27 protein-coding genes are annotated in these 22,682 nt (G+C 45.4%); 26 read left to right on the top strand and 1 reads right to left on the bottom strand.

The window, feature by feature from the left end; translation table 11 throughout:
• Positions 1-40 precede the first annotated feature (40 nt).
• From hisC to V6W81_RS18425, 14 genes are all read left to right on the top strand, one after another.
• Positions 41-1,141: a histidinol-phosphate transaminase gene (gene hisC, locus V6W81_RS18490; RefSeq protein WP_338540025.1), complete on the top strand. Its 1,101-nt coding sequence runs from the start codon at positions 41-43 to the stop codon at positions 1,139-1,141.
• Between the two features lie 27 nt (positions 1,142-1,168).
• Positions 1,169-2,263, top strand: a complete 1,095-nt coding sequence (locus tag V6W81_RS18485; RefSeq protein WP_145047466.1) for a prephenate dehydrogenase — start codon at positions 1,169-1,171, stop codon at positions 2,261-2,263.
• 711 nt (positions 2,264-2,974) lie between these two features.
• Complete coding sequence (locus V6W81_RS18480) at positions 2,975-3,568, top strand: RNA polymerase sigma factor (protein ID WP_145047465.1); 594 nt, start codon at positions 2,975-2,977, stop codon at positions 3,566-3,568.
• Entirely contained in the window at positions 3,565-4,200 is a 636-nt protein-coding gene (locus V6W81_RS18475; protein WP_338540024.1) for an anti-sigma factor, read from the top strand. Before V6W81_RS18480 ends, V6W81_RS18475 begins: the two co-directional genes overlap by 4 nt.
• Positions 4,201-4,241: 41 nt before the next feature.
• Complete coding sequence (locus tag V6W81_RS18470) at positions 4,242-4,841, top strand: histidine phosphatase family protein (protein WP_145047463.1); 600 nt, start codon at positions 4,242-4,244, stop codon at positions 4,839-4,841.
• Positions 4,842-5,111: 270 nt separating this feature from the next.
• Positions 5,112-6,242: a hypothetical protein gene (locus V6W81_RS18465; RefSeq protein ID WP_145047462.1), complete on the top strand. Its 1,131-nt coding sequence runs from the start codon at positions 5,112-5,114 to the stop codon at positions 6,240-6,242.
• 44 nt (positions 6,243-6,286) lie between these two features.
• A complete protein-coding gene (locus tag V6W81_RS18460) occupies positions 6,287-6,793 on the top strand; it encodes a gamma carbonic anhydrase family protein (protein ID WP_338540023.1) in 507 nt (168 codons plus the stop codon).
• A gap of 23 nt (positions 6,794-6,816) precedes the next feature.
• Entirely contained in the window at positions 6,817-6,996 is a 180-nt protein-coding gene (locus tag V6W81_RS18455; protein ID WP_056696754.1) for an IDEAL domain-containing protein, read from the top strand.
• Positions 6,997-7,212: 216 nt separating this feature from the next.
• A complete protein-coding gene (locus tag V6W81_RS18450) occupies positions 7,213-7,635 on the top strand; it encodes a DUF2487 family protein (protein WP_145047460.1) in 423 nt (140 codons plus the stop codon).
• Positions 7,636-7,828: 193 nt separating this feature from the next.
• Positions 7,829-8,371, top strand: a complete 543-nt coding sequence (locus V6W81_RS18445; protein ID WP_145047459.1) for a ubiquinol-cytochrome c reductase iron-sulfur subunit — start codon at positions 7,829-7,831, stop codon at positions 8,369-8,371.
• Positions 8,372-8,386: 15 nt separating this feature from the next.
• Positions 8,387-9,058 carry a menaquinol-cytochrome c reductase cytochrome b subunit gene (gene qcrB / locus V6W81_RS18440; RefSeq protein WP_056696759.1) on the top strand — a complete coding sequence of 224 codons (672 nt, stop codon included), beginning with the start codon at positions 8,387-8,389 and terminating at the stop codon, positions 9,056-9,058.
• A gap of 21 nt (positions 9,059-9,079) precedes the next feature.
• Positions 9,080-9,964, top strand: a complete 885-nt coding sequence (locus V6W81_RS18435) for a c-type cytochrome (protein WP_338540022.1) — start codon at positions 9,080-9,082, stop codon at positions 9,962-9,964.
• 98 nt (positions 9,965-10,062) lie between these two features.
• Positions 10,063-10,689 (top strand): DUF1405 domain-containing protein, encoded by a 627-nt coding sequence (locus tag V6W81_RS18430; protein ID WP_338540021.1) that lies wholly within the window; start codon positions 10,063-10,065, stop codon positions 10,687-10,689.
• A 65-nt stretch (positions 10,690-10,754) separates the two neighbouring features.
• Positions 10,755-11,624 (top strand): sporulation protein YpjB, encoded by an 870-nt coding sequence (locus V6W81_RS18425; protein WP_338540020.1) that lies wholly within the window; start codon positions 10,755-10,757, stop codon positions 11,622-11,624.
• Between the two features lie 93 nt (positions 11,625-11,717).
• Here V6W81_RS18425 and V6W81_RS18420 read toward each other — a convergent pair whose 3' ends face one another.
• Positions 11,718-12,587, bottom strand: a complete 870-nt coding sequence (locus V6W81_RS18420) for a YitT family protein (RefSeq protein WP_338540019.1) — start codon at positions 12,585-12,587, stop codon at positions 11,718-11,720.
• A gap of 219 nt (positions 12,588-12,806) precedes the next feature.
• On the opposite strand from V6W81_RS18420, the gene V6W81_RS18415 reads away from it, so the two are divergent.
• The 12 genes from V6W81_RS18415 to V6W81_RS18360 all read left to right on the top strand — a co-directional run bounded on the left by V6W81_RS18415 (position 12,807) and on the right by V6W81_RS18360 (position 22,629).
• Positions 12,807-13,136 carry a nucleotide pyrophosphohydrolase gene (locus V6W81_RS18415; RefSeq protein WP_056696770.1) on the top strand — a complete coding sequence of 110 codons (330 nt, stop codon included), beginning with the start codon at positions 12,807-12,809 and terminating at the stop codon, positions 13,134-13,136.
• A 51-nt stretch (positions 13,137-13,187) separates the two neighbouring features.
• The gene (locus tag V6W81_RS18410) at positions 13,188-13,712 is read left to right on the top strand and encodes a tetratricopeptide repeat protein (protein ID WP_338540018.1); all 525 of its coding nucleotides are present in this window, start codon (positions 13,188-13,190) and stop codon (positions 13,710-13,712) included.
• Positions 13,713-13,789: 77 nt separating this feature from the next.
• The gene (dapB, locus tag V6W81_RS18405; protein ID WP_338540017.1) at positions 13,790-14,593 is read left to right on the top strand and encodes a 4-hydroxy-tetrahydrodipicolinate reductase; all 804 of its coding nucleotides are present in this window, start codon (positions 13,790-13,792) and stop codon (positions 14,591-14,593) included.
• Positions 14,594-14,647: 54 nt separating this feature from the next.
• Complete coding sequence (mgsA, locus tag V6W81_RS18400; protein ID WP_338540016.1) at positions 14,648-15,088, top strand: methylglyoxal synthase; 441 nt, start codon at positions 14,648-14,650, stop codon at positions 15,086-15,088.
• Positions 15,085-15,786, top strand: coding sequence for a bacillithiol biosynthesis deacetylase BshB1 (bshB1, locus tag V6W81_RS18395; protein ID WP_338540015.1), 702 nt, complete (start codon positions 15,085-15,087; stop codon positions 15,784-15,786). Before mgsA ends, bshB1 begins: the two co-directional genes overlap by 4 nt.
• 96 nt (positions 15,787-15,882) lie before the next feature.
• Positions 15,883-17,043, top strand: coding sequence for an N-acetyl-alpha-D-glucosaminyl L-malate synthase BshA (gene bshA / locus V6W81_RS18390; protein WP_307212880.1), 1,161 nt, complete (start codon positions 15,883-15,885; stop codon positions 17,041-17,043).
• 100 nt (positions 17,044-17,143) lie between these two features.
• Positions 17,144-18,412 carry a CCA tRNA nucleotidyltransferase gene (locus V6W81_RS18385; protein WP_338540014.1) on the top strand — a complete coding sequence of 423 codons (1,269 nt, stop codon included), beginning with the start codon at positions 17,144-17,146 and terminating at the stop codon, positions 18,410-18,412.
• Positions 18,399-19,376 carry a biotin--[acetyl-CoA-carboxylase] ligase gene (locus V6W81_RS18380; protein WP_338540013.1) on the top strand — a complete coding sequence of 326 codons (978 nt, stop codon included), beginning with the start codon at positions 18,399-18,401 and terminating at the stop codon, positions 19,374-19,376. Before V6W81_RS18385 ends, V6W81_RS18380 begins: the two co-directional genes overlap by 14 nt.
• Positions 19,377-19,758: 382 nt before the next feature.
• Complete coding sequence (gene panB / locus V6W81_RS18375) at positions 19,759-20,634, top strand: 3-methyl-2-oxobutanoate hydroxymethyltransferase (RefSeq protein WP_145047449.1); 876 nt, start codon at positions 19,759-19,761, stop codon at positions 20,632-20,634.
• A complete protein-coding gene (panC, locus tag V6W81_RS18370) occupies positions 20,631-21,527 on the top strand; it encodes a pantoate--beta-alanine ligase (RefSeq protein WP_338540012.1) in 897 nt (298 codons plus the stop codon). The genes panB and panC overlap by 4 nt, the downstream gene beginning before the upstream one ends.
• On the top strand, positions 21,520-21,903 hold the full coding sequence (gene panD, locus V6W81_RS18365; RefSeq protein ID WP_056696783.1) for an aspartate 1-decarboxylase: 384 nt from the start codon (positions 21,520-21,522) through the stop codon (positions 21,901-21,903). The genes panC and panD overlap by 8 nt, the downstream gene beginning before the upstream one ends.
• A 93-nt stretch (positions 21,904-21,996) precedes the next feature.
• Entirely contained in the window at positions 21,997-22,629 is a 633-nt protein-coding gene (locus V6W81_RS18360) for a tetratricopeptide repeat protein (protein ID WP_145047447.1), read from the top strand.
• Positions 22,630-22,682: the final 53 nt, after the last annotated feature.

The raw sequence follows: 22,682 nt of genomic DNA, 5'->3' as shown, positions 1-22,682 counted from the left end.
GGCATCATGATCCTTATTTGATGAACAGGCGGTGGTCGGATTGAAACCTAAATCCCAGATTGTTAATTTGCCGGTGTACCAGCCAGGCAAACCGATTGAAGAAGTGAAACGTGAACTGGGGCTTGAGCAAGTCATCAAGCTGGCTTCCAACGAGAATCCATACGGTAGCTCTCCTGCTGCGGTGGAAGCTATAACTAGGGAAGTTGTGAATGTTAGCATATATCCGGACGGTAGCTCTGCAGAGCTTACAGAGGTTCTTGCTGAGCACCTTGGTGTGAATCGTAATAATCTGATTTTTGGCTGCGGATCAGATGAGATCATTGCTCTGATTACGCGGGCGTTCTTCCTTCCGGGAGACGAGACAATCATGGCAGATCAGACGTTTTCGGTGTATAAAAGCAATGCCGATATTGAGGGTGCGGTGAGCATTGAGGTTCCATTGAAGGATGGGACACATGATTTGGCATCTATGCTGGCACAGATCAATGATAAAACAAAAGCGGTATGGGTATGTAACCCTAATAATCCTACAGGCACCATCATTTCCGAACAGGAATTGACTGCGTTTATGGATCGGGTGCCTTCCCATGTCATGGTGGTGCTGGATGAAGCCTATTATGAATTCGTAACGGATCAAGCTTATCCTCAAAGTATTGCTATGTTAGATCGCTATCCTAACTTGGTTATTTTGCGGACATTCTCCAAAATCTATGGTCTGGCTTCCTTGCGGATCGGATATGGTATTGCGAGCCCGCAGATCATCGACTTAATTAATCGTGTGCGCGAGCCATTTAACACCTCACGTTTCGGTCAGGTGGCAGCGACAGCAGCGATAAGGGATCAGGCTTTTGTGAAAGAGTGTGCTCAGCGCAATACGGAGGAACGTGAATTCCTGCAAAATGAGTTTTCACGTCTTGGCTTGCCATACTTCCCATCGCAAGGTAACTTCATTATGGTTGATTTGGATATGCCATCAGCGACAGCATTTCAATCTTTGCTTAAGCAAGGTATTATCGTGCGTCCAGGTTTCAAAGTGTACCCAACTTACATTCGTGTGTCCGTTGGAACAACAGAACAGAACCGTGCATTTATTGCGGCACTGGAGAACACGCTGGCAGAGAAGGCGGTAGCACGCCCTTAATTCTAGCGATGAAAGAGTGAGGACTACATGAAACTAAAAATTGCAATGATTGGTGTAGGGCTCATCGGTGGTTCCCTGGCGCTTTGCTTCAAAGGCAAGCCAGGTGTATCGGTGATGGGCTACGCCCATCTGCCTGAACTAAAGGACAAGTACATAGCAAGTGGTGTAGTAGATGATGCTACGCTATCACTGAAGGAAGCGGTGCAGGATGCCGACTTCATTTTTTTGTGTGTACCTGTAGGTTTATTGGAATCATATTTTCAACAATTAGCGAAGCTTCCCTTGAAGAAAGGATGCATCATTACGGATGTTGGCAGCACCAAGGCTTCTATCGCTGCGTGTGCTGAACATGTTCGAATGACCGATGCCTACTTCATTGGAGGACATCCGATGGCTGGGTCAGAACGTGCAGGCGTTGACGCAGCATCTGCAGTATTGTTTGAGAATGCTTATTATGTATTGACTCCTTCTGTGCACGTACCGGAGGAAGCTTATAGCCGATTGTCTGAGCTCTTAGCATATACGAGAGCACAGATTGTTCGAGTTGAACCGCTGCTACATGATGATATTGTGGGAGCAATCAGTCATTTGCCACATGTTATCGCAGTAGCACTTGTCAATCAGGTGCGGGAGTACAACGAATCTAATCCACTCTATAAAATGCTGGCAGCAGGTGGCTTCCGGGATATTACCCGGATCGCATCAAGCGATGCAATTGTATGGAGAGACATTTTGCTTAGCAACCGAGAGGTACTTCTAGGCTTAATGAAGGATTGGAACAGCCAGATGTCTGCGTTCACCGATATGTTGGAACAGCAGGACGGGGAAGGGATTGAAGAGGCTTTTCGTCAAGCCAGGGAGTTCAGAAGTGTGCTTCCCGAGCGCCGGAAAGGTATGATCTCGTCTTTATATGATCTGTACACGGATGTTCAGGATGCGCCTGGTATGATTGGTAAGATTGCGACCGAACTTGGTGCAAATGACATTAACTTGAGCAACTTGGAAATTATCGAGAATCGTGTGGACGTCCCTGGCATCATGCGGCTATCTTTCCGGCAAGAAGAGGATATGGAGCGAGCGAGAACATTACTTGCTTCCCTTGGATACCAAGTTTGGGTTTAATCATGCATATAGAAATTGAAGAAGAGGGCGACAGCCCTCTTTATTTGCGTGTGAAATTCGCTTGTTCTTAAGTTGTTACTTGAAATATGGAAAAGAACGCAAAAAAAAGACCGCTTACAAAAGCGGCCATTGCTCACGTGGAGCAATACAGTTATTGGATAGGAGTGGAGAGAAACCATACTGTACTTTTATTATATGTATACGTTTTCATTTTGTCAACATATAAAGCGTAATTATTTTAAATAATCATAGCTTCCGTCAATTCAGGAAAAAGTTTGTATAAACGCAACCATTTTCATTCTTTTTACGTTTGAAGATATAGAAGGTATTACGAGACGAAACAAGCCTGAGTAAAATAGGGATTCGTTTCCTGTTAGAGTTCTGTAATGGTGGTTCATTGGCATTGGAGGATTATTTTGAGTCAACGGGGTCATAGACGAGAAAAAGAAAGCATATGAATGTCTGGTCGGGTTCCTGTTGAACGGAATAGATTTGCCAGCAACGGCTGACCGTTGTACAATAAATACTGTTAATGTAGAAACGTTGGGGAAATTGCCATTACATAGGGGAATTTGGCGGGAAGGCCTGTTTCGGCACTGAACGCTGTTTATATGCGGTGAGAACCGCAACTTTTTTGTGCCTGTTCGGTAATACATGGATAGAGTCGAACGGGGAGAAGCACATGGATGGGCGAGGAGGGGTCGCACTCAAATGACGGATTCCCAGTTGATTCGAGAGATCAAGGAAGGTAACCTGGAGTTATATTCCGAGCTGATGCGTCGTTATCAGCGTAAAATACTGGCTTTCGTATATCATATGTTGAAAAGTTCCAATATGGAGCTGCTTGCGGAAGATCTCTGTTCTGAGACTTTCTATAAGGCGTTCCGCAGTTTACACTCATTTCGTGAGGTGGATGCCTCTTTTTCTACGTGGTTGTATACCATTGCGAGAAATACGGTATTGAGTGAGCTTCGCAAACAGCGCAGCGGTAATGTTCCACTCGAAGAGAGTGGCGTCGTGCCGATTGCTCCTTCGGAGAATGCTCCAGAGCATGCTGTATTGCGCAGTGAGCGGGTGATGCTGGTTAGGGATGCCATTAACAATTTGCCGGAGAAGCAGCGTTCTGCCATTATACTCCGTGAGTATGATCAGTTAGACTACCAAGAGATTGCTAATATTCTTGGGCAGAGCGTAAGTTCTGTAAAATCGTTATTGTTCAGAGCAAGATCAAGCGTAAAAACTCAATTGGAGCCTTATTTCTTCGAACCGGTGTACGAGCCATATGAAGGGATGAAGAACCGATGAATTGCAATGAAGCCCAGGAACTGTTTGCAATGGTTTGGGACTTGCCGGCAACTCATCCTCAGCAGATTGCATTTCATGCTCATCTCGCTGGTTGTGAGGAGTGCTCACAGCAGTTTGAAGTTTGGCATGAAGCTCAACTTCTGCTGCATAGCATACCGACACCCGTAACAGAGCAACAAGCAGAGCGAGTAAATCGAAATGTAATGGATCGCATTTATGCGGAGTCACCATGGCTCTTGCCTGAAGAGGCAAAAGTAAATCGATTCTCTGCTGCAGTGCGCAAGCATATGTCTTTGTGGATTGCTGCGTTTCTGGCTATTTTTTTGTGCAGTTTCCTGTACATGGCGATGTTTAAGCCGGCTGTATCGGAAGCAGAGCAACCACGCGTCATCTCTACAGGTATTTTGGAGACGGCCGTTGCTGGCAGCGAACCATCTTCATCTGGCATGTATCAATATAATATGCCAGGGACGGATCGGGGTAGCATCATTGAGCCGTTTGTCGTGAGTATGGGTCCTACCTATCCAGGATACTGGATGGCTCTATCATTACTGGCCATTGGTATGGCGTTATTCTCGCTTGGACGTATGCACCGTACAACGAGCAAGCGTAAGCAAGGTGTACGTGCTTAGTTTCAATGATCATTACTGTGTATTGAGAAATGAGGGATAAGATGCGGATCGGGCTTATACGTCATGGTTTAACAGATTGGAATGCTGCAGGACGTATTCAAGGGCAGACAGATATTCCTTTGAATGCAGAAGGTCGTGAACAAGCAGAGCGTTTGGGTAAACGTCTTCTCACCGAGGTGTATCAATGGGATCATATCATTACGAGTGGTTTATCTCGTGCTCAGGAGACGGGTGAGATTATTTCCAAGCTGCTGAATGTACCCATGCTAGAGCCGGATGTAAGGCTTAAAGAGAGAGCGTTCGGTCAGATCGAAGGTTTAACCTCAGAAGAACGAATCGCTCGCTGGGGTGCAACCTGGGAGACGCTGGATCTAGGACAGGAGCATATCTTGGATATCCAAGCGCGTGCACTGGCGTTTCTGGAGGATCTATGGTCAGCATATCCGGACAAGAATGTCCTGATTGTATCTCATGGAGCATTTCTGGCAAATCTGTTATCCGCGATCTTCAAAGACCGGTATACAGAACGAATAGGTAATCTTTCACTTACGATTCTGGAGAAAACCCAGAGTGACTGGAGTCCTCTCCTATACAACTGTACAGAACATCTTATAATGAATTCGGCCAAACAATCTGAGTAATGAACTCGGGTTGTTTTTTTTTTGTTTTCTGCGAATTGCGCAGTCATAAGGATATGTTTAAGTAGGAGTAATAGGACTACTTGTCTCTTGTTTTTCTTCTGATTAGGCACATCTAGGCATAGGATGGTTACTAACAGATAAAAGATTTAATAAAAGATTTGAAAAAAGAGGTTTAGATCATGGGAATTCCGTCAACGATGTTTACAAAACCAAACTACTCTAGGCTCTGAATCAATAGTCATAAGTAGTTAGCTAGCGAGGCGATGACCCATGAATCTAGCGGATATGCTTACTTTTGCAGATATTGGCCAACTGAATCGAATAGCAGATTATTACCAGTGTGAGTGTAAACCCAATTCCAAACATGAACTCATCCAGAGTATTCTCACCACACTGGGAAGCAGATCTTTTTTTGAACAACAGGTTCATGAACTGAATCCCGTTCAACTGCGTTTTTTGAACAATCTGTTATTTGATCCCCGCCAATATCTCGGTATTGAGGAACTGGTTGCCATAGCACGTCAATCTATGGATAAAAAGGAAAACGAGACAGGTGCTAGTCCACGTGATTTGATCACTCGTTTCCATAAGAGTGGATGGTTGTTCAATGGAACGACGCAGCATACTAAATATTTGTACCAAGTCCCTCTTGATCTGAAGTTAAGATTCCGAGATGTGTTATCGAACCATCTGAGAGCCGGCATTGCGAACACAAGCGAACCGACAATGTATAGAGACGAATATCACTTGCTTGTCGATGATCTTCGGTTGTTTCTGCGATATGTGCAACAACATGAGATCGCACTTAATGCTGAAGGCATGATGTATCGTCGTTCACAGCAGCAGGTGATGGAGCATCTGCATGTTAGCGAAGAGCTAGTTGGCAAAGCAGGCTGGAGATTTGGCTATGGTCGTTCCTTCAAGGATTATCCAGATCGATTCGCCTTCATGTATGACTATGCATTTCACTATCGGCTCATCCGTGAAGAACAAGGAATACTGCAACTAACGTCCGCTGGGGAGGAAAAACAAGCTGCTGAGAATTCAACAGAGAAAACATCGGAAATGATACAGCTATTTCGATTTTGGTTAAGACTGTATAAAGGTGCTATTCCAAACCTATCCTCCATCGTATATTGGACAGGTGAGTGCGCCGATGAATGGTCTAGTACAGAGTCGCTGTTTCGCCAAATAGGCCCGTTCATTCAGCCCTTCTACTACGATACGCCCGAGACGATCTACGAGAACCGAATCCTCAAAATGATGCTGCATCTCGGGATGCTTCGGATGGGGGAAGCTGCGAATGGACGAACTGTACAAATGACGGCATGGGGTTCACGTCTTGCTGCATCCTGTCGTTCGCTTTCTGGAGACATCTCACCCGTTTTGTTTGACAAATGAAGGACAAGTTGCTAAAATCACTCCCAAATTAAGGAGTGATACGAATGATAATTCCATATCAAGGCGTACTGCCGCAGCTTCATCCTTCAGTATACGTAGCTGAAGGTGCGAAACTTATTGGCGATTTGAGAATGGGCGAGGAGTCTACTGTTTGGTTTAACGCTGTGCTAAGGGCAGATTTAGCGCCGATCATCATTGGACAGCGTTGTAATATACAAGATAATACGGTTGGTCACGTGAATACAGATCAACCCTTGATTCTGGGAGATGATGTTTCAGTCGGACATTCTGCTATAATTCATGGCTGTCAGATTGGAACTGGCTCACTGATTGGTATGGGAGCTATACTTCTTAATGGAGCCGAGATAGGGGAACACTCCTTAATCGGCGCCGGTTCAGTAGTTACTGAGAATACTAAAATTCCGCCCTATACTCTTGCTTTGGGAACACCAGCCAAAGTGATACGTGAATTGACGGATGCTGATCGTGAGCGGATGTCCAGGACTTCACTAGGTTATGTTGCCAAAGGAAAGGAATATAGGAGCTCTTAAATCCGTTTTGGAGGTGCATCCTATTGGATAAAATGAAAGTTACGTATGAAGTCATGTTGGGGCTGGCTGCTGAGATGGTGTGGGACGAGGCGCTTCGTAAACAGCGTAGCGAAAAGCTGTATATGGAAATCGACAAAGCGCTGGCTACTGGAGACGAAGTAGCTTTCCGGAGTCTAACGGATGAACTGAAGGCCATAAGCTGATATTTAATGTTTAAATAAACATTCATATAGAATGGAACCAACAAGGAGTGTGTATGTCGCATTCCTTGTTTTTTTATTGATTTTTTGGGGTCAGCAACTCTGTTTGGCACAAATTATGCAGTATTAGCAAGAAAGGTCAAATTTAAATCAATAGATTTATGCGAATTGCTCATATATAATATGGGAATAAAATGGATGGAGAGGGGAAATAGGGAAGTGAAATTCAGTGAGATGACTCAAGACAGTTGGGCTGAGCTGCAACTCTATCTGGACACCTGTCTAATTCCTTATACAGCCCTTAAAGGTAATCAATCGCCAGTTGAAGCTACTGAAGCGTTGGAGCGGCTTCGAGATTTTCTAGACTTGGTAGAGATCCCATTCAAAGGGCGAATTATGACCTATCCGGCGTTCCATTTTGAAATTCCGGAAATGTCAATGGCATTAAACACAGTGTGTAAACAGCTTAAAGCATCTGGTTTCAAATATGTGGTTATAATGTCATCAGATGGACTATTAGAGAAAGATCAAATGCCTGATGCTGATTTAATTTTACTTCGCTCAGATATCGTTCAGAACGTGGAAAAAAACGAAATTCCTCGGTATGTTGGGGAGAAAATCCGTGACTTATGGAAAAGATGAATTCGAATTGGTAAATGTGACAAAAAATCGACACTTTTGTAATAACGCTTACAATTGAACCTTAAAAAAGTGTGACAAATTCTTGACGGTGTTCTAGGGCTACTATATGATTATGTATGTTCTAGTAAGACGTGGAATTTCTGATAATGAAAACGGTTGAGAGAGTTGGCTGAAAAAGGGGGTTGGAGACAGTATGAGCAGTGAGCATGACCAGCACGAAAACTCAAAGAGACCGCCAAGCAGGATGGAAATGTCACGCAGGCAGTTTTTGACGTACACGCTTGGTGGAGCTACAGCCTACATGGCCGCCGGTGCAGTTCTGCCCATGATCCGTTTTGCGGTGGATCCGATTTTGCAGCATAAGGGAGAAGGTACCTCTGTCAAAGTAGCAGAAATCAGCAAAATTACAACTGAACCTCAAGAATTTACATTTGAACTACAACAACAGGACGGTTGGTATCTAAGCAATGCTTCGTTGGTGGCTTGGATTCGTAAAGACGAGCAGGGTAAGATTTATGCGCTTTCGCCTATTTGCAAACATCTAGGTTGTACCGTAGGTTGGAACAGCGACAAAAATTATCCTGATGAGTATCATTGCCCTTGTCATGGTGCGCATTATGACAAGGAGGGGAAAAATCTTGCCGTGGCCCCGAAACCGCTGGATGAGTACGTGGTCAAAGAGGAACAAGGCTGGGTATACCTCGGCGAGATCGTTCCGAACACCAGAGTGAATTAGGAGGCGTGGACGCAGATGTTTAAAAATATCTATGACTGGATTGACGAACGTCTCGATATCACGCCCATCTGGAGGGACGTTGCGGATCATGAGGTTCCAGAGCACGTGAACCCGGCACATCATTTTTCCGCATTCGTGTACTGTTTTGGTGGGTTGACGTTCTTTATCACTGTAATTCAAATTTTGTCAGGAATGTTTCTGACGATGTACTACGTGCCAGACATTATTAATGCTTATGCGAGTGTCGAGTATTTGCAAACCAAAGTAGCCTTCGGTCAAATTGTACGCGGAATGCACCACTGGGGAGCGAGTCTTGTCATCGTAATGATGTTCTTACATACGATGCGTGTGTTCTTTACAGGCTCTTACAAGGCACCGCGTGAAATGAACTGGGTAGTAGGAATGTTAATCTTTTTCGTCATGCTAGGTCTTGGTTTGACAGGATACTTACTGCCATGGGATAACAAAGCGTACTTTGCTACCAAAGTTACTTTGGAAATCGCCAACACAGTTCCGTGGCTCGGCCCGATTATTAAAGAATTTTTACAAGGCGGTACTATTGTAGGTGCACAAACGTTAACACGTTTCTTCGCCCTACACGTTTTCTTCCTCCCCGCAGTGCTTCTAGTGCTACTGGTCGGACACTTTATTATGATCCGCAGACAGGGTATTTCAGGACCACTATAATTTGAGAAGGGAGGAATCGTAATGGCTCACGGACCGAAGTCAGAGGATGAGGAAAAGATTATCTATGTTGGTGATTCACGTGTCCGCAAGGGTGCTGGTTTCATCACGCCACCAGATTACACGGCTTATCCGGGCAAGTCTGAGGCGTTCATCCCTAACTTTTTGCTGAAGGAATGGATGGTTGGTGTCGTGGTATTGGTCGGTATTCTCGTACTAACCATATCCGAACCTGCACCTTTAGGTTATCCGGCCAATCCTAGCGCATCGGTTATTCCGATGCCTGACTGGTACTTCCTATTTCTGTATCAGTACTTGAAATATCCGTATGCCTCTGGTGACTATGTGTTGCTCGGCGTACTGGGGGTAAGTGGAGTTGCTTTTGGTGCGTTGTTGCTGGCGCCGTTTCTGGACACTGGTAAGGAGCGTCGCTTCTATAAGCGCCCGATTGCTTCATCGCTGATGATTCTGTCTGTCCTTTCTGTATTCTATCTCACGAATGTTGCTTGGACGCACTACAAGCATGAGCTTGAGGCGTCAGGTCAGAAGCCTGAGCATATTCAACGGGAAGAAGAAGCGCATGAGAGGGCTGAACAGGGACTGCCTACTTCGAATGCACCAGGACAGCAGCAGGAAGTTGCCATCGTCGAAAAGGATGATCCAGCGATGGAAACGTTCAAGAAGGCGGGCTGTATTGGATGTCATGCAGCTGATATGAAGGGTGGACCTTCAGGCCCATCCCTTCGAGGTGTAGGTGACAAACATAGCCAGGAAGAGATTCTGACGATTATCAAAGAAGGATATAACCAAATGCAGCCTCAGTACAACAATGCTATTGCTAAAGGGGTTACCGATGAGGAGATTACCCATCTGACAGAATGGCTTGCGAAACAGAAGGCGGAACAGTAAAATCGAATTAACCAATGAAACCTGATCGTTTATACGGTCAGGTTTTTTGGAGACTTTAGCTATACTTGAAAACAAGGATGTAGGAAGGGGAAGCGAACGTGTCTTTATCGTTTTTTTGGAGTAAGGAATTTCTGACTAACCGTTATTTCCTGTGGCTTCTATTTTGGTGTAATGCATTAGGAACAGTATATGGATACATATGGTATGGTGATCAGTTGGTAGACACGCTAGAGAAGCAGCCACTTTGGCAAATTGTATTTGTGCCTGACAGCCCAACGGCAAGCTTATTCTTTACGCTGTCCTTATTATGGATTTTGTATAAACCGAAATCGCAATGGGTTAATCGTATTGGACATGTGATTCAAGCTTTAGCGGTAGTGACCTCAGTTAAGTATGGTGTGTGGGCGATCTCTATCATTTTCGCTGGATGGTCGCAGGGAAATGCGGCAGCTTGGCAGGATTGGATGTTGATTGCATCACATGGTGCTATGGCTATTGAAGCTTTGTTATATGTTCGATTTTTCGGTTTCCGCTGGGTGGCACTTCTAATTGCGGTGTTGTGGACTTTACTTAATGATGCGATGGATTACACGTATGATATCTACCCATGGCTACCTTACACACTCTGGGATCATGTAGATCTGGTACGCAATTTCACAGTGGTCTTAACGCTGCTAAGTATTCTGGTGTCATGGCTTGCATTGAGGCAAGCCAAACGGAGTTAATTTCACGTATGAGCCTGTTCTAAGGAAGGAAAACCTGCCATAGATTGATGGTGGGGGGGATGTCCATGAAGAGAAGGTTCAAGAGTACATTAAGGTTATGGATAATATCGTTCATGGCTCTACTGTTCTGGGCGAACTTGTCATATAGTGGTTCTGCGCAAAGTAATGGTGAGAATGGTCAAGTTGAAGAATCTGTTTCAGCCAATCTTTCGATTCAGCAGATGAATGAAGAAGCAGCTCTATTATACCGTTACGCACTGGAGCAGGATGTGGAGAAGGTCAGAGGCAGTATTCTTAGGATCAGTAATGGGCTGGAACATATATCGTTCGAAGGTCAAACGACGGTGGAGGGCATCCATGCTTTATCTGAGACAGTGGTTGAAGTAAAAGAGGCTGCTGTACGAATTAAAAGTGATACTGCAGCTCTACAGCAAGCTTCGGCGAAATTAAGACTGGCAGCCGATAGCCTGGCTAATCCCGCAAAACCATTATGGCTGCAGTACTATAAGATTATAAAAGACGATCTTCAAGCTTTGTCTTTAGCGGCGAATCAGCGACAAAATGCTGCGACATTGTTAAGTCGGTATGCTGCGCTGGAAGAGCATTATGAGACCGTTCGTCCAGCAGCTCTGATTCGGCGTGAACCCTACGAGATTGCGCAACTGGATGCCTGGCTGTCTCATACCAAAGGGCTGACGATGGGAAAACAACCTGATCTCTCACAACTACAGGCTATGATGATGCATGGTGAAGAGTTGGTGAATCAGTTGTTTGGACGTGAAAAAGACGAAAGTGCCTTCGTTCCATTTGTACAAGGACCGGATCGGAGAGCAGCGGGAATGTTTATTACGTCAGTGATTGTTGCGACTCTAAGTTACGCAGGATTTCGGAAATATCGGGCTCAGCAACAGGGGATATTTCCTTTTCGGAGATAGGCAAGAATACATGGAAATGTGAAGAGAGACCTCTATCCACAAGAAATGCTGTCGTGCAGCTAATTTCTTGGAGATAGAGGTCTTTTATTATGATTAGTTTTCCTTGAACCCCTCACCGTGCACGTCATGTACGTCACTGATAATGACAAATGCACGTGGATCAACGGAACGCACGATCGTTTGCAAACGTCTAAACTCCTGGCGAGAAATAACGCAGTATGCCATGTGCTTAGCTTGTTTGGAGTAGGCTCCAATAGCAGGAATGAGTGTGACTCCGCGATCCATTTCCCGGGTAATCAGATCAGCAATTTCGGGAGCATGGTCACTGATGATCATAAACGCACGAGCAGAGTATGCCCCTTCCTGGATAAAGTCAATGACCTTTGAAGCGATAAATACAGCCACGAGCGTATATAGAATCTTTTCTTTAGGAATGTAAATCAGAGAGATCCCGATAATGATAAAATCGATCCCCAGCAGTATACGTCCCATACTCCAGCCATATTTTCGATTCAGAATGCGAGCGATAATATCAGAACCACCTGTCGTTCCGCCCCAGCGAAAGACGATCCCGAGGCCTGCGCCAAGTGTAACACCAGCATATAAGGCAGCAAGCAAGAGGTCATTTTCCGTATGGAGGGGTTCAATCCAACCCAAATGAATCATTTTTTCAAACAACCATAGGAAAATAGTGAGCGCGCCGATCCCCACGCCGGTATAGATCATCTGTTTGCCACCCAAAACTTTGAGTCCAATCAGGAAAAGTGGCACATTCAGAATTAAGGTTGTGAGTGAAGGCGAGATGCCAAATGCATAGTTAACTAAAACGGTGACGCCGGTGACTCCGCCTTCCATCAACTGGTTAGGGATGATGAAATAGAGCAGTCCGAACGCGTACAAGGCTGTACCGAGCAAAATAGGCAGAATTAATTTAAATTGCACCAACGATTTAATTGTACTCATAAGATCCCTCACCGTATGTAAATTTAGAATGTTAGAGAGGTTGTTCAAAAAGTCAGCTTTCCTTTTTGAACACGCACTTACAGCAATCATTCCCATCTTAGTATACCTTTTTGTAGATTCTTTAAAAATGATTTGTGGTTTATATTGTGGAAGTGTATCTAAATAACTGATATTATTATGAACAAATACGACATTATTTCAAAAGGAGAATCCGTTCTCATGGAGAAAAGCATCGCAGAAATGCAGCGTGAGGTTGATCTCTATATCTCACAGTTCAAAGAGGGATACTTCAGCCCACTCGCCATGCTGGCTCGCATGTCAGAAGAAGTAGGGGAGCTTGCACGGGAAGTGAATCATGAGTTTGGTGAGAAGCCGAAGAAGGCTTCTGAAGCAGATAACTCGATTGAACTGGAACTTGGAGATATTTTATTTATCACGATTTGTTTTGCCAATTCGCTCGGCATTGACCTGGCTCAGGCACACGATAAAGTCATGCATAAATTTAATACACGCGATGCTAATCGGTGGACTCCAAAAAACACCGATTAGGCGTAGATTACATATGCTGTACCATCACCCGATTGGGGAGGGACAGCTTGGATGATGAAGCCGGAAGATTACATGCAGCAAGCATATCGCTGTATTTTGCAAAATGATTTTGAGCAGGCGATTCGGTGGTTCGAATCAGCCATTCACGCTCACCCGGAACATGCGGAGCTCTACTATCGCTGTTCCATCACGCATGCGCGCAGTCAGCACCTTAGTCCTGCATTGCAATATGCTCGCAAGGCTGTGGAGTTGTCTCAAGACACGGAGGAGTACAGATTGCATTTGCAGACGCTTGAAGCGAAGCAACTGAGCATTCAAGCAAAGGGCATGTTAGAACAGGCAGGAAGTGGAACACATGAACGTTATGTGCAAGCCGCTAGGCTGCTGAAGCAAGCCGTTAAGCTTGATCCCTTATCTGTGGAGGCACATGTGATGCTAGCTCTTGCATACAGCGATCTGAACGAGTTCGAACTTGCAACGAATGCTGTACGTGATGCATTGTCTCTGGATCCTCAGAATGGGCAATTGCATCTATTGCTCGACCAAATCAAACAGCGTATGAATTCTATTCAATAAGAATCCATTCTAATGGCGACATTAGCATAGAACGGATTCGGACTACTGATCAAACATAGCGAGGAGATGCAGCCAAGATGAGTGAAAGAATCAGAGTTGCCGTAATTGGAGCGGCTGGCCGGATGGGCCGAGAAGTGGTGAAATTGGTGCTTCAAGATCCTGAATTAGAATTGGCAGCAGCAGTTAACCGTTCCGGCGCCGGCACAGACGCCGGAACACTCGTCGGTCTTCCAGAGTGTGGAGTATTGGTGACCGACGATATCGAAATGGCTTTTGCTGAATCTAAACCACAGGTTATGGTTGATTTTACGATCCCACAATATGCGTTTAAACATACTGAAATTGCGATCCGTTATGGGGTAAGACCCGTTATGGGCGTTACAGGGTTTACAACCGAACAAATTGAGCAACTGGACAAGCAGTGTCAGGACAAAGGTATTGGAGGTTTGATTGCTCCTAACTTCTCCATTGGAGCTATTCTAATGATGAGATTTGCGGCACAAGCAGCCAAACATATGCCTAACGTGGAGATCATTGAGTATCACGGGGATCAGAAGCTGGATGCTCCATCAGGAACGGCCATCAAAACGGCTGAGCTCATTGCAGCCAACCGTGAGGAACTTCGCCAAGGTAACCCGAATGAAGAAGAGCTTATCGAGGGATCTCGTGGTGGATATTATAATGGCTTCCGCATTCATAGCGTTCGTCTACCAGGCGTATTTGCACAACAGGAAGTTGTATTTGGTGATTTTGGCCAGTCGCTCAAAATTCGTCATGATTCCTATGAACGTGCAGGTTATATGCCAGGTGTTAAAATTGGTATCCAAAAAGTTATGGAATATACAGGACTCGTCTACGGTTTCGATAACTTTATCGACTAAAAGAGGCTGTTCAGAACCCGGACGTTTTGAACCTGAACCTAAAAGGAGATTGTCATGTTAAAAATTGCATTTATTGCCCATGATCGCAAAAAAGAAGAAATGGTCAACTTCGTGACAGCATATGAACCTGTATTTACTGACCATCAATTATATTCCACCGGCACTACAGGTCTTCGTATAATGGAAGGAACATCTCTACAGATCCACCGATTCGAATCCGGCCCGCTGGGTGGAGATCAACAGATTGGTGCGTTGGTTGCGCAGAATGAGATGGATCTTATTATCTTCTTGCGTGATCCACTGATGGCACAGCCACACGAACCGGATATTAATGCACTTCTTCGTCTATGTGATGTTCAAGGCATTCCTCTGGCAACCAATATTGCAACAGCCGAGATTCTCGTTAAAGCATTGGATCGTGGTGACTTTGCATGGAGAGAGCTTGTTCACAAATATAAGCCAGAGGCGGGTGTAGAACCGGGTGATACGCAATGAGTTTAGATATACTCATTTTCGGTGCTCACGCGGATGATGCGGAAATTGGTATGGGTGGAACTATCGCGAAACACACGGCAGCCGGATTAAAGGTTGGCGTGTGCGATTTAACCCGAGCTGAGATGTCATCGAACGGTACGGTGGAGCGCAGGGCCGAGGAAGCGGAGGAAGCCTCCCGCGTCCTCGGTCTTTCGTGTCGGTCAAATCTGGGACTGCCTGATCGAGGCTTATACATAACGCCAGAGCATATTCAAGCGGTAACGGCTGAGATTCGTCGCCATGCCCCACGTGTGGTATTTGCTCCCTATTGGGAGGATCGCCATCCGGATCATGTGATGTGCAGTAAAATTGTGCAGGAAGCTGTATTTAATGCGAAACTAAGAAATTACATGCCGGAATTGCCATCTGTGCAAGTGAAGGAATGTTATTTTTACTTTATTAACGATATTGGCAAAACGGATTTGATTGTAGATATTTCGGAACACTATGAACAAAAGGAAAATTCACTGCTATGTTATCGTTCACAGTTTGAGATGGGGGTTGGTACTGTCTCCACTCCACTGAATCAAGGATACATTGAGCGGGTAAGGGCAAGGGATTCTCTATTAGGGCAGCGTAGCCTCATCCCTTTTGCTGAAGGTTTCGCAACTTTAACACCTTATGTTGTTCGTCAGTTTGGTTCAGCAAATCATAAATAACGGTGAATCTTCTTATTATAGATGATGAATGATGATTCGATTTCCGTTGCATTACATTAACCTGCACTCGCGGGGGATCAAAGGAGCGTCCATTGGATGGATCAAAAGTTAAAGATTGGCATCACCTGTTATCCGTCCCTAGGAGGGTCTGGCGTTGTCGCAACGGAGCTAGGCAAATTGCTTGCCGAACAGGGGCACCAGGTTCACTTTATTGCCAACAGTATCCCTTTTAGACTGGGTACGTTTCAGAAAAATATATTCTATCATGAGGTAGAGGTTAACGACTATTACGTGTTCCGTTATCCGCCTTATGATCTCTCTCTCGCGACGAAGATGGCACAAGTAGCGAAGGCTCAGCAACTTGATTTACTTCATGTACATTATGCGGTTCCGCATGCAGTATGTGCTTTCTTAGCTAAGCAGATGGTGGGCGATGACCTAAAAGTAGTCACAACCCTTCATGGTACAGATATAACAGTGCTCGCACAGGATGAATCATTGAAGGATCTCATCCGTCTGGCGATTAATGAAAGTGATGCGGTAACCGCTGTATCTCGTGATTTGATTCGTGAGACGGTGGACTTGTTGGATATCCAGCGTCCAATCGATCTCACGTATAATTTTATTGATAAACGAATTTATTATCCACGTGATGCGGCCAGCTTACGTCGTGATTTTGCAGCGCCGAATGAGAAAATATTAATGCACATCTCTAACTTCCGACCAGTGAAGAGAACGCAGGATGTAGTAGAGGTATTTCGGCAGGTGCAGGAACAAGTTCCTGCTAGATTATTGTTTGTGGGTGAAGGGCCAGACCTCCCCAAAATTCAGTGGAAGATCAATGAAATGGGCTTGAGTGATCGCGTGCATTTTCTGGGTAAACAGGATGATATCGCGCAAGTGATCTCCATGGCTGATGTCCTGATGCTACCATCGGAAAAAGAAAGCTTTGGCCTTGTTGCGCTTGAAGCAATGGCTTGTGGTGTGCCAACGATTGGTTCACAGGCTGGCGGTATTCCTGAACTGGTGTTACACGGCAAAACAGGATTCTTGTCTCCGATCGGAGATACGCAGTCCATGGCGGAGAATGCAATTCGTTTGTTAACCGACGATCGTCTAGCTGCTGAATTCAGAGAAGCTTGTTTACATCGAGCTCATCATGATTTCTGCAATGATGCCATTCGTCATGAATATGAAGAAATTTACTACCGGGTGCTGGGACGTGAAGTTCCGAGTCTCAAGCCGGTATGTGGTTGATACAATCTTGACCTCGTAAGAGCATATGGACGTGCTTAGCGAAGTGCAGGACAGTAATGAGGTGAGTTAAGTGGTTCAATGGGTACAGGTGGATCAAGAGATGGCACGACAAAGTGAACGTGTGATTTGTACGTTGAACGAGCATGGTTATGAAGCCTATTGGGTCGGTGGTTGTGTACGCGATGAGCTCCTAGGCAGAGCAGTGGATGATATGGACATTACGTCTTCGGCTTCTCCTGAGCAGGTGATGCAGTTGTTCGAAGATTGTATCCCAACTGGGCTCCAGCATGGTACGGTGACCGTTCGCTCCGGTGGCTATTACTTCGAAGTGACAACATTCCGCACAGAATCGGAATATAAGGATAATCGAAGACCCTCAGCCGTACATTTTGTGAAGGATATCAAAGAGGATTTGCAGCGACGCGATTTCACCATGAATGCTCTTGCAATGGACTCAGACGGAAATATTGTTGATCCTTTCGGTGGTCAACTTGATATTCGCGAGGAGCGAGTTCGTTGTGTGGGAGAAGCCAAGGCGCGATTTGGTGAAGATGCACTGCGAATCCTTCGGTGTGTACGTTTTGCATCCGTTTTCCGCTTTAGCATTGCCTATAACACGTGGAAGGGACTTCTCCTTCAGAGAGATCTGTTAAAACATATCGCTATGGAACGAGTGCGAACCGAGATGGTCAAAATGATGTCAGGTTCACATCCGCTCGCAGGTATGGAGCTTCTGCTTCGCAGTCGAATATTGGAAGAAGTCAAAGCCCCTGTCGATGCCAACCGGTTTAATAGAACACTTCTGATGAATCTTGAAGAGCTCAAGGGTGAACATGTCTTACTCCGTTGGGCATTACTTCTGCTGGCAGGGAACTATTCAAAGGATGAGGCGGATACGCTGTTACGTCAATGGACATTCTCTAACGACGAACGTACCCGTATGACTGGAGTTCTCCAAGTGGAAGCGGTGACCAGCAGCCTTGTGCAGGAAAATAAACCTGTAGAGGCTCTGCGAGCAGAGTGGATTCAAGCGGTACTGGTATGTGGGATCCGTGCCACTCAAGACTGGCTCATGATACAATCCATTCTTCCAACCGCTTGGAGAGAACTGCCGGTCTCCATGGAAGATCAGTTCAACTATATTCAAGCCCACGCTTCAGAGTGGAGCCAGTCCATGCAGGTGCAGGAATTAAAGGATCTGAATATTACTGGCGAGGCGATTCTCGGTTTACTTGGACGCAAAGGCGGGCCTTGGTTGGGACAGCTCATGAAGCATCTGCTGAGAGAAACCGCAATTGGAAATATAGCAAACCAGCCTGAAGCGCTGAGTGCAGAAGTGGAGCGGGTGGGAGCCATTGACCAAGCATGAAGAACTGCTACATATGTTACTAAAAGCGGATGGACAGTTTGTATCTGGGGAGGAGATTAGCAAAAATTTACTCATCAGCCGAACTGCCGTGTGGAAGCAAGTGAATAAGCTGCGCGATCTTGGTTATGAGTTTGAAGCTGTCTCTCGAAAAGGATATCGGCTTCTTACGAAGCCTGATAGCATTGACGAAGCAGGCCTCCAGTTGGCGCTGCAGACAGAAGTATTTGGACGTCAGGCGATTATTATGCAATCGACGCCATCTACTCAGGGAGAGGTGCAACGGCTCGCAGACGAAGGTGTCAGCGAAGGTGCTGTTGTACTTGCGGAGGAACAAACCAATGGACGAGGCCGTTATGGTCGCAGATGGTATTCTCCTCCAGGTAAGGGCATATGGATGAGTATCTTGCTGCGTCCACAGCAATCTCTCCGTAATACACCGCAACTAACATTGTTAACAGGGCTTGCCGTTTGTCGCGCGATTCGTTCATTTACAGGCGTAGATGCTGGAATTAAGTGGCCGAATGATGTGCTGGTTAATGGACGTAAAATATGTGGGATTCTAATGGAGTCAGCTCTAGAAGATCATGAACTGAGATATTGTATTGCAGGAATCGGGGTCGATGTTAATTTTGACAAGCAGGATTATCCTGAGGAACTGTCACCGATTGCGACGTCTCTCCAAATAGAAACAGGCAAAACGGTAGACCGAACTTTACTTGCAGCAGCAATTCTATCAGAGCTAGAGCAATTATATGATATGTATCAAAAGCAAGGCTTTAATGTGATTGCTACTTTGTGGGAAGCACTATCCGTCTCGCTCCATCGTGATATTAAAGTATCCAATGCTCATGGCATTGTTGAAGGAACGGCACTGGGTATTGATTCTTCTGGTGCACTAATTGTACAGAAAAAGGATGGAGAACGGATTACGGTTTTCTCTGGCGAAATTTCGTTAACTGACTAGAGAATTGTCGAATTTCCAAGATTAAAATGAACATAAGACGTGAAGTTTAAGCCGAACTTTGGTATACTGTGTTTGTGAGGCGATATCGGCTAATGTAGACCGAATTGCACTCCACGCAACAGTATGCCTTATTGGCTTGAATCGAACAGTATTAGGAAATGTTCCAAAAGATCGCGTTTGGATGCGAATTTTTGAAACGTGTAACCAGCAATTGAATTGATGTTGAAGTGAGATGTTGGATTCTGCTCTGAGCCGAAGAGGACCGAGACAGAAGGGACGATCGCAAGTGACTCTTTTTTGACTTTTCGGGACTTTTTAGTGGAAAACTAAAAGGTTTTTTTGTTGTGTTTACATTGAAAAGGTGAAAGGAGCCATGACCAAAATGGCAAACAAACAAGCATTAAATATTGTGAAAATGAAAAAATATAAACAGGATGGCGTTCCGCTGAGTATGATTACTGCCTATGATTATCCAACCGCGCAACTTGCCGAAGAAGCAGGTATTGACCTTATTTTGGTTGGAGATTCACTCGGTAATGTTGTGCTCGGTTATAACTCAACGCTCCCTGTAACAATTGATGATATGGTGTATCACACACGCTCTGTAGTACGCGGGGCAGAGAATACCTTTATCGTTGCAGATATGCCGTTTATGACCTATCACGGCAGTATTGATGAGACACTCAAAGGCGTGCGTCGCCTGATGCAGGAGGGGCATGCTCACGCCGTCAAAATGGAGGGCGGAATGGAGATTGCAGATACCGTGAAAGCGGTAGTTCAATCAGGTGTGCCTGTTCTGGGGCATATCGGTCTGACCCCTCAATCCGTTAATCAGATCGGTGGTTATCGTATTCAGGGTAAGGATGCGGCTGATGCGAAACGTCTCATGGATGAAGCTAAGGCGCTTGAAGCGGCGGGGGCGTTCGGGATTGTTTTGGAATTGGTAACGGAAGAAGTGGCAAGAGCGATCTCAGAAGAACTTTCGATTCCTACGATTGGTATCGGAGCTGGACGTGGCTGTGATGGCCAGGTGTTGGTATTCCATGATGTGGTGCAATATGCTTCACCTTATACACCCAAACGTTTTGTCAAAACATACGGGGATGTAGGCGAACTGATTCGTAACAGCATTAGTTCATACGTGAAGGAAGTCAAAGACCGTTCATTCCCAGCACAAGAGCACGTGTTCACAGCAGCAGATGGCGTGCTAGACCAATTATATGGACATCGCAAAGAAAAGGTGGCGAACAACGGATGAAAGTAATCCGCACAATAACCGAAGTAAGACAGGAAATTAGCAGATTGCGCCAGAGCATTGGTTCAGCTGAAGCCACGGTTGGTTTTGTACCTACTATGGGTTATCTGCATGAGGGACATGCGAGCTTGATGCGGGCAGCGAAGGAGCAGAGCGATATCGTTGTTCTAAGTATCTTTGTGAATCCAATTCAGTTCGGACCAAACGAAGACTTTGATAGCTATCCACGTGATGAAGCTAGGGATGTGGAAACAGCAAGGCTGCAAGGGGTGGATATCGTATTTATTCCCTCTGTGAGCGAGATGTATCCAGAACCTACGCAGACAACAGTGTCTGTTTCCCAATTAACGAATCGTTTGTGCGGAGCATCCCGCCCAGGGCACTTTGATGGGGTCACAACGGTGGTTTCTAAGTTATTTAATATCGTGCAACCGCAGCGTGCATTTTTTGGCATGAAGGATGCGCAACAGGTGGCCGTTATTCAGCAAATGGTCAATGATTTGAACATGGCGGTGGAGATTGTACCTTGCCCAATCGTACGTGAAAGCGATGGTTTGGCTCTAAGCTCAAGGAACGTCTATCTAAGCGAAGAACAGCGTGAGCAGGCACTCGTGCTGTCACAGGCTCTGCGATTAGCTCAAGAGACTATAGATACGAATTCCTCGGTAACTGCGGCGAACATTCGCGAGATGTTACGTAAGGTGATTCAGGCGTCACCACTGGCAGTCATTGATTATGCCGAAATTCAAGCTTTTCCAAGCTTACAGCCACTAGCTGATCATGAAATGGTGTACGGACGTGAGGATGTCTTAATTGCCCTTGCAGTTAAATTTGGAAAAACAAGATTGATTGATAATATTAAGTTGCACAAATCGGAGGTGCTGTCTCATGTTTAGAACACTGATGAAATCCAAAATTCACCGCGCTACCGTCACGGAAGCGAATTTGAACTATGTGGGTAGTATAACCATTGATGAAGATCTGATGGAAACTTCCGACTTGATGGAAAATGAAAAGGTTCAAATTGTTAACAATAACAATGGAGCACGTCTCGAAACTTACGTGATTCCTGGCCCGCGTGGCAGCGGTGTGATCTGTCTTAATGGAGCGGCTGCTCGGTTGGTTCAACCTGGTGACACCGTAATTATTATTTCATATGCGATGATGTCTCAAGAGGAGGCTAATGCTCATAAACCAACCGTTGTCTTTGTAGACGAGCAGAATAAGCCTGTTCAAACCTTAAAACAAGAGATCCACGCAACAATTATGTAATCGACTGGTAAGGGGAATGAAATCGGTGCATCAAGCAAAAAATGAGTACAGGTCACTGCACTAATTCATTTTTTCAAGGGTGGGGATGCATCGATGTTCCAGCATGTTTTCGCAGAAATGAACGACATGTTAGATGAAATTATCAAGCGCTACCCTTCCGCTGAAGGCCTGAACAAACAGGAGTTGCTTCAAAAGTGGAATTTGCTCAAGCGGATGAGTGATGGCATGATTGATGAGTGGCTGATGTTTGAGGAGAAGATGAGTCAGGTACGTGAACAAGAGCTGGTCAAACCTGCGTCGCTAGAACCGGAGCAGGAAGCCGTTACGGCACTACCTGAAATTCATTTGGAGTGCTTTAGCCGCGGTCAAGGCTATTTCAAATTGCAGATGTACCCGCAAGCCATTACCCAATTTTCGCGGATTGTAGCCGACTATCCAGATAGTGCATTGACTCGTTATTATCTGGCGCTTGCTCATCTCAATTTGGAACAAAACACAGAGGCATTAGCACACTTACATCGTATATTGCGACTTAAGGGATCACCACGTCTAAAGGGGCTGGTCTGCAATGCCCTTGGATGTATTGAAGCCAAGCTTGCGAATCCACAAGGAGCATGTTCGTTGTTTGCACAGGCGCTTCAGCATGACCCAACGTTGACCGAACCACTGTATAATATGGAAGCTTGCAGGCAAAACAAAGGACAATTGCAATTCGGAATTGGCTGACTGCATTTGGGATAAAAAATTGGAGTAGCCAGCATGAAGACGGTGTTTCTTCC

The sequence above is a fragment of the Paenibacillus tundrae genome (assembly GCF_036884255.1).
Classification (GTDB): Bacteria; Bacillota; Bacilli; order Paenibacillales; family Paenibacillaceae; genus Paenibacillus.
This window is presented reverse-complemented; position numbering and strand designations above follow the sequence as displayed.

What these genes read in the sequence shown, in the direction of transcription:
- V6W81_RS18485 (WP_145047466.1), top strand. Translation starts at nt 1,169, where the DNA reads ATGAAACTAAAAATTGCAATGATTGGTGTAGGGCTCATCGGTGGTTCC.
- V6W81_RS18480 (WP_145047465.1), top strand. Translation starts at nt 2,975, where the DNA reads ATGACGGATTCCCAGTTGATTCGAGAGATCAAGGAAGGTAACCTGGAG.
- V6W81_RS18475 (WP_338540024.1), top strand. Translation starts at nt 3,565, where the DNA reads ATGAATTGCAATGAAGCCCAGGAACTGTTTGCAATGGTTTGGGACTTG.
- V6W81_RS18470 (WP_145047463.1), top strand. Translation starts at nt 4,242, where the DNA reads ATGCGGATCGGGCTTATACGTCATGGTTTAACAGATTGGAATGCTGCA.
- V6W81_RS18465 (WP_145047462.1), top strand. Translation starts at nt 5,112, where the DNA reads ATGAATCTAGCGGATATGCTTACTTTTGCAGATATTGGCCAACTGAAT.
- V6W81_RS18460 (WP_338540023.1), top strand. Translation starts at nt 6,287, where the DNA reads ATGATAATTCCATATCAAGGCGTACTGCCGCAGCTTCATCCTTCAGTA.
- V6W81_RS18445 (WP_145047459.1), top strand. Translation starts at nt 7,829, where the DNA reads ATGAGCAGTGAGCATGACCAGCACGAAAACTCAAAGAGACCGCCAAGC.
- qcrB (WP_056696759.1), top strand. Translation starts at nt 8,387, where the DNA reads ATGTTTAAAAATATCTATGACTGGATTGACGAACGTCTCGATATCACG.
- V6W81_RS18435 (WP_338540022.1), top strand. Translation starts at nt 9,080, where the DNA reads ATGGCTCACGGACCGAAGTCAGAGGATGAGGAAAAGATTATCTATGTT.
- V6W81_RS18425 (WP_338540020.1), top strand. Translation starts at nt 10,755, where the DNA reads ATGAAGAGAAGGTTCAAGAGTACATTAAGGTTATGGATAATATCGTTC.
- V6W81_RS18420 (WP_338540019.1), bottom strand. Translation starts at nt 12,587, where the DNA reads ATGAGTACAATTAAATCGTTGGTGCAATTTAAATTAATTCTGCCTATT.
- V6W81_RS18415 (WP_056696770.1), top strand. Translation starts at nt 12,807, where the DNA reads ATGGAGAAAAGCATCGCAGAAATGCAGCGTGAGGTTGATCTCTATATC.
- V6W81_RS18410 (WP_338540018.1), top strand. Translation starts at nt 13,188, where the DNA reads ATGATGAAGCCGGAAGATTACATGCAGCAAGCATATCGCTGTATTTTG.
- dapB (WP_338540017.1), top strand. Translation starts at nt 13,790, where the DNA reads ATGAGTGAAAGAATCAGAGTTGCCGTAATTGGAGCGGCTGGCCGGATG.
- mgsA (WP_338540016.1), top strand. Translation starts at nt 14,648, where the DNA reads ATGTTAAAAATTGCATTTATTGCCCATGATCGCAAAAAAGAAGAAATG.
- bshB1 (WP_338540015.1), top strand. Translation starts at nt 15,085, where the DNA reads ATGAGTTTAGATATACTCATTTTCGGTGCTCACGCGGATGATGCGGAA.
- bshA (WP_307212880.1), top strand. Translation starts at nt 15,883, where the DNA reads ATGGATCAAAAGTTAAAGATTGGCATCACCTGTTATCCGTCCCTAGGA.
- V6W81_RS18385 (WP_338540014.1), top strand. Translation starts at nt 17,144, where the DNA reads ATGGCACGACAAAGTGAACGTGTGATTTGTACGTTGAACGAGCATGGT.
- panB (WP_145047449.1), top strand. Translation starts at nt 19,759, where the DNA reads ATGGCAAACAAACAAGCATTAAATATTGTGAAAATGAAAAAATATAAA.
- panC (WP_338540012.1), top strand. Translation starts at nt 20,631, where the DNA reads ATGAAAGTAATCCGCACAATAACCGAAGTAAGACAGGAAATTAGCAGA.
- panD (WP_056696783.1), top strand. Translation starts at nt 21,520, where the DNA reads ATGTTTAGAACACTGATGAAATCCAAAATTCACCGCGCTACCGTCACG.
- V6W81_RS18360 (WP_145047447.1), top strand. Translation starts at nt 21,997, where the DNA reads ATGTTCCAGCATGTTTTCGCAGAAATGAACGACATGTTAGATGAAATT.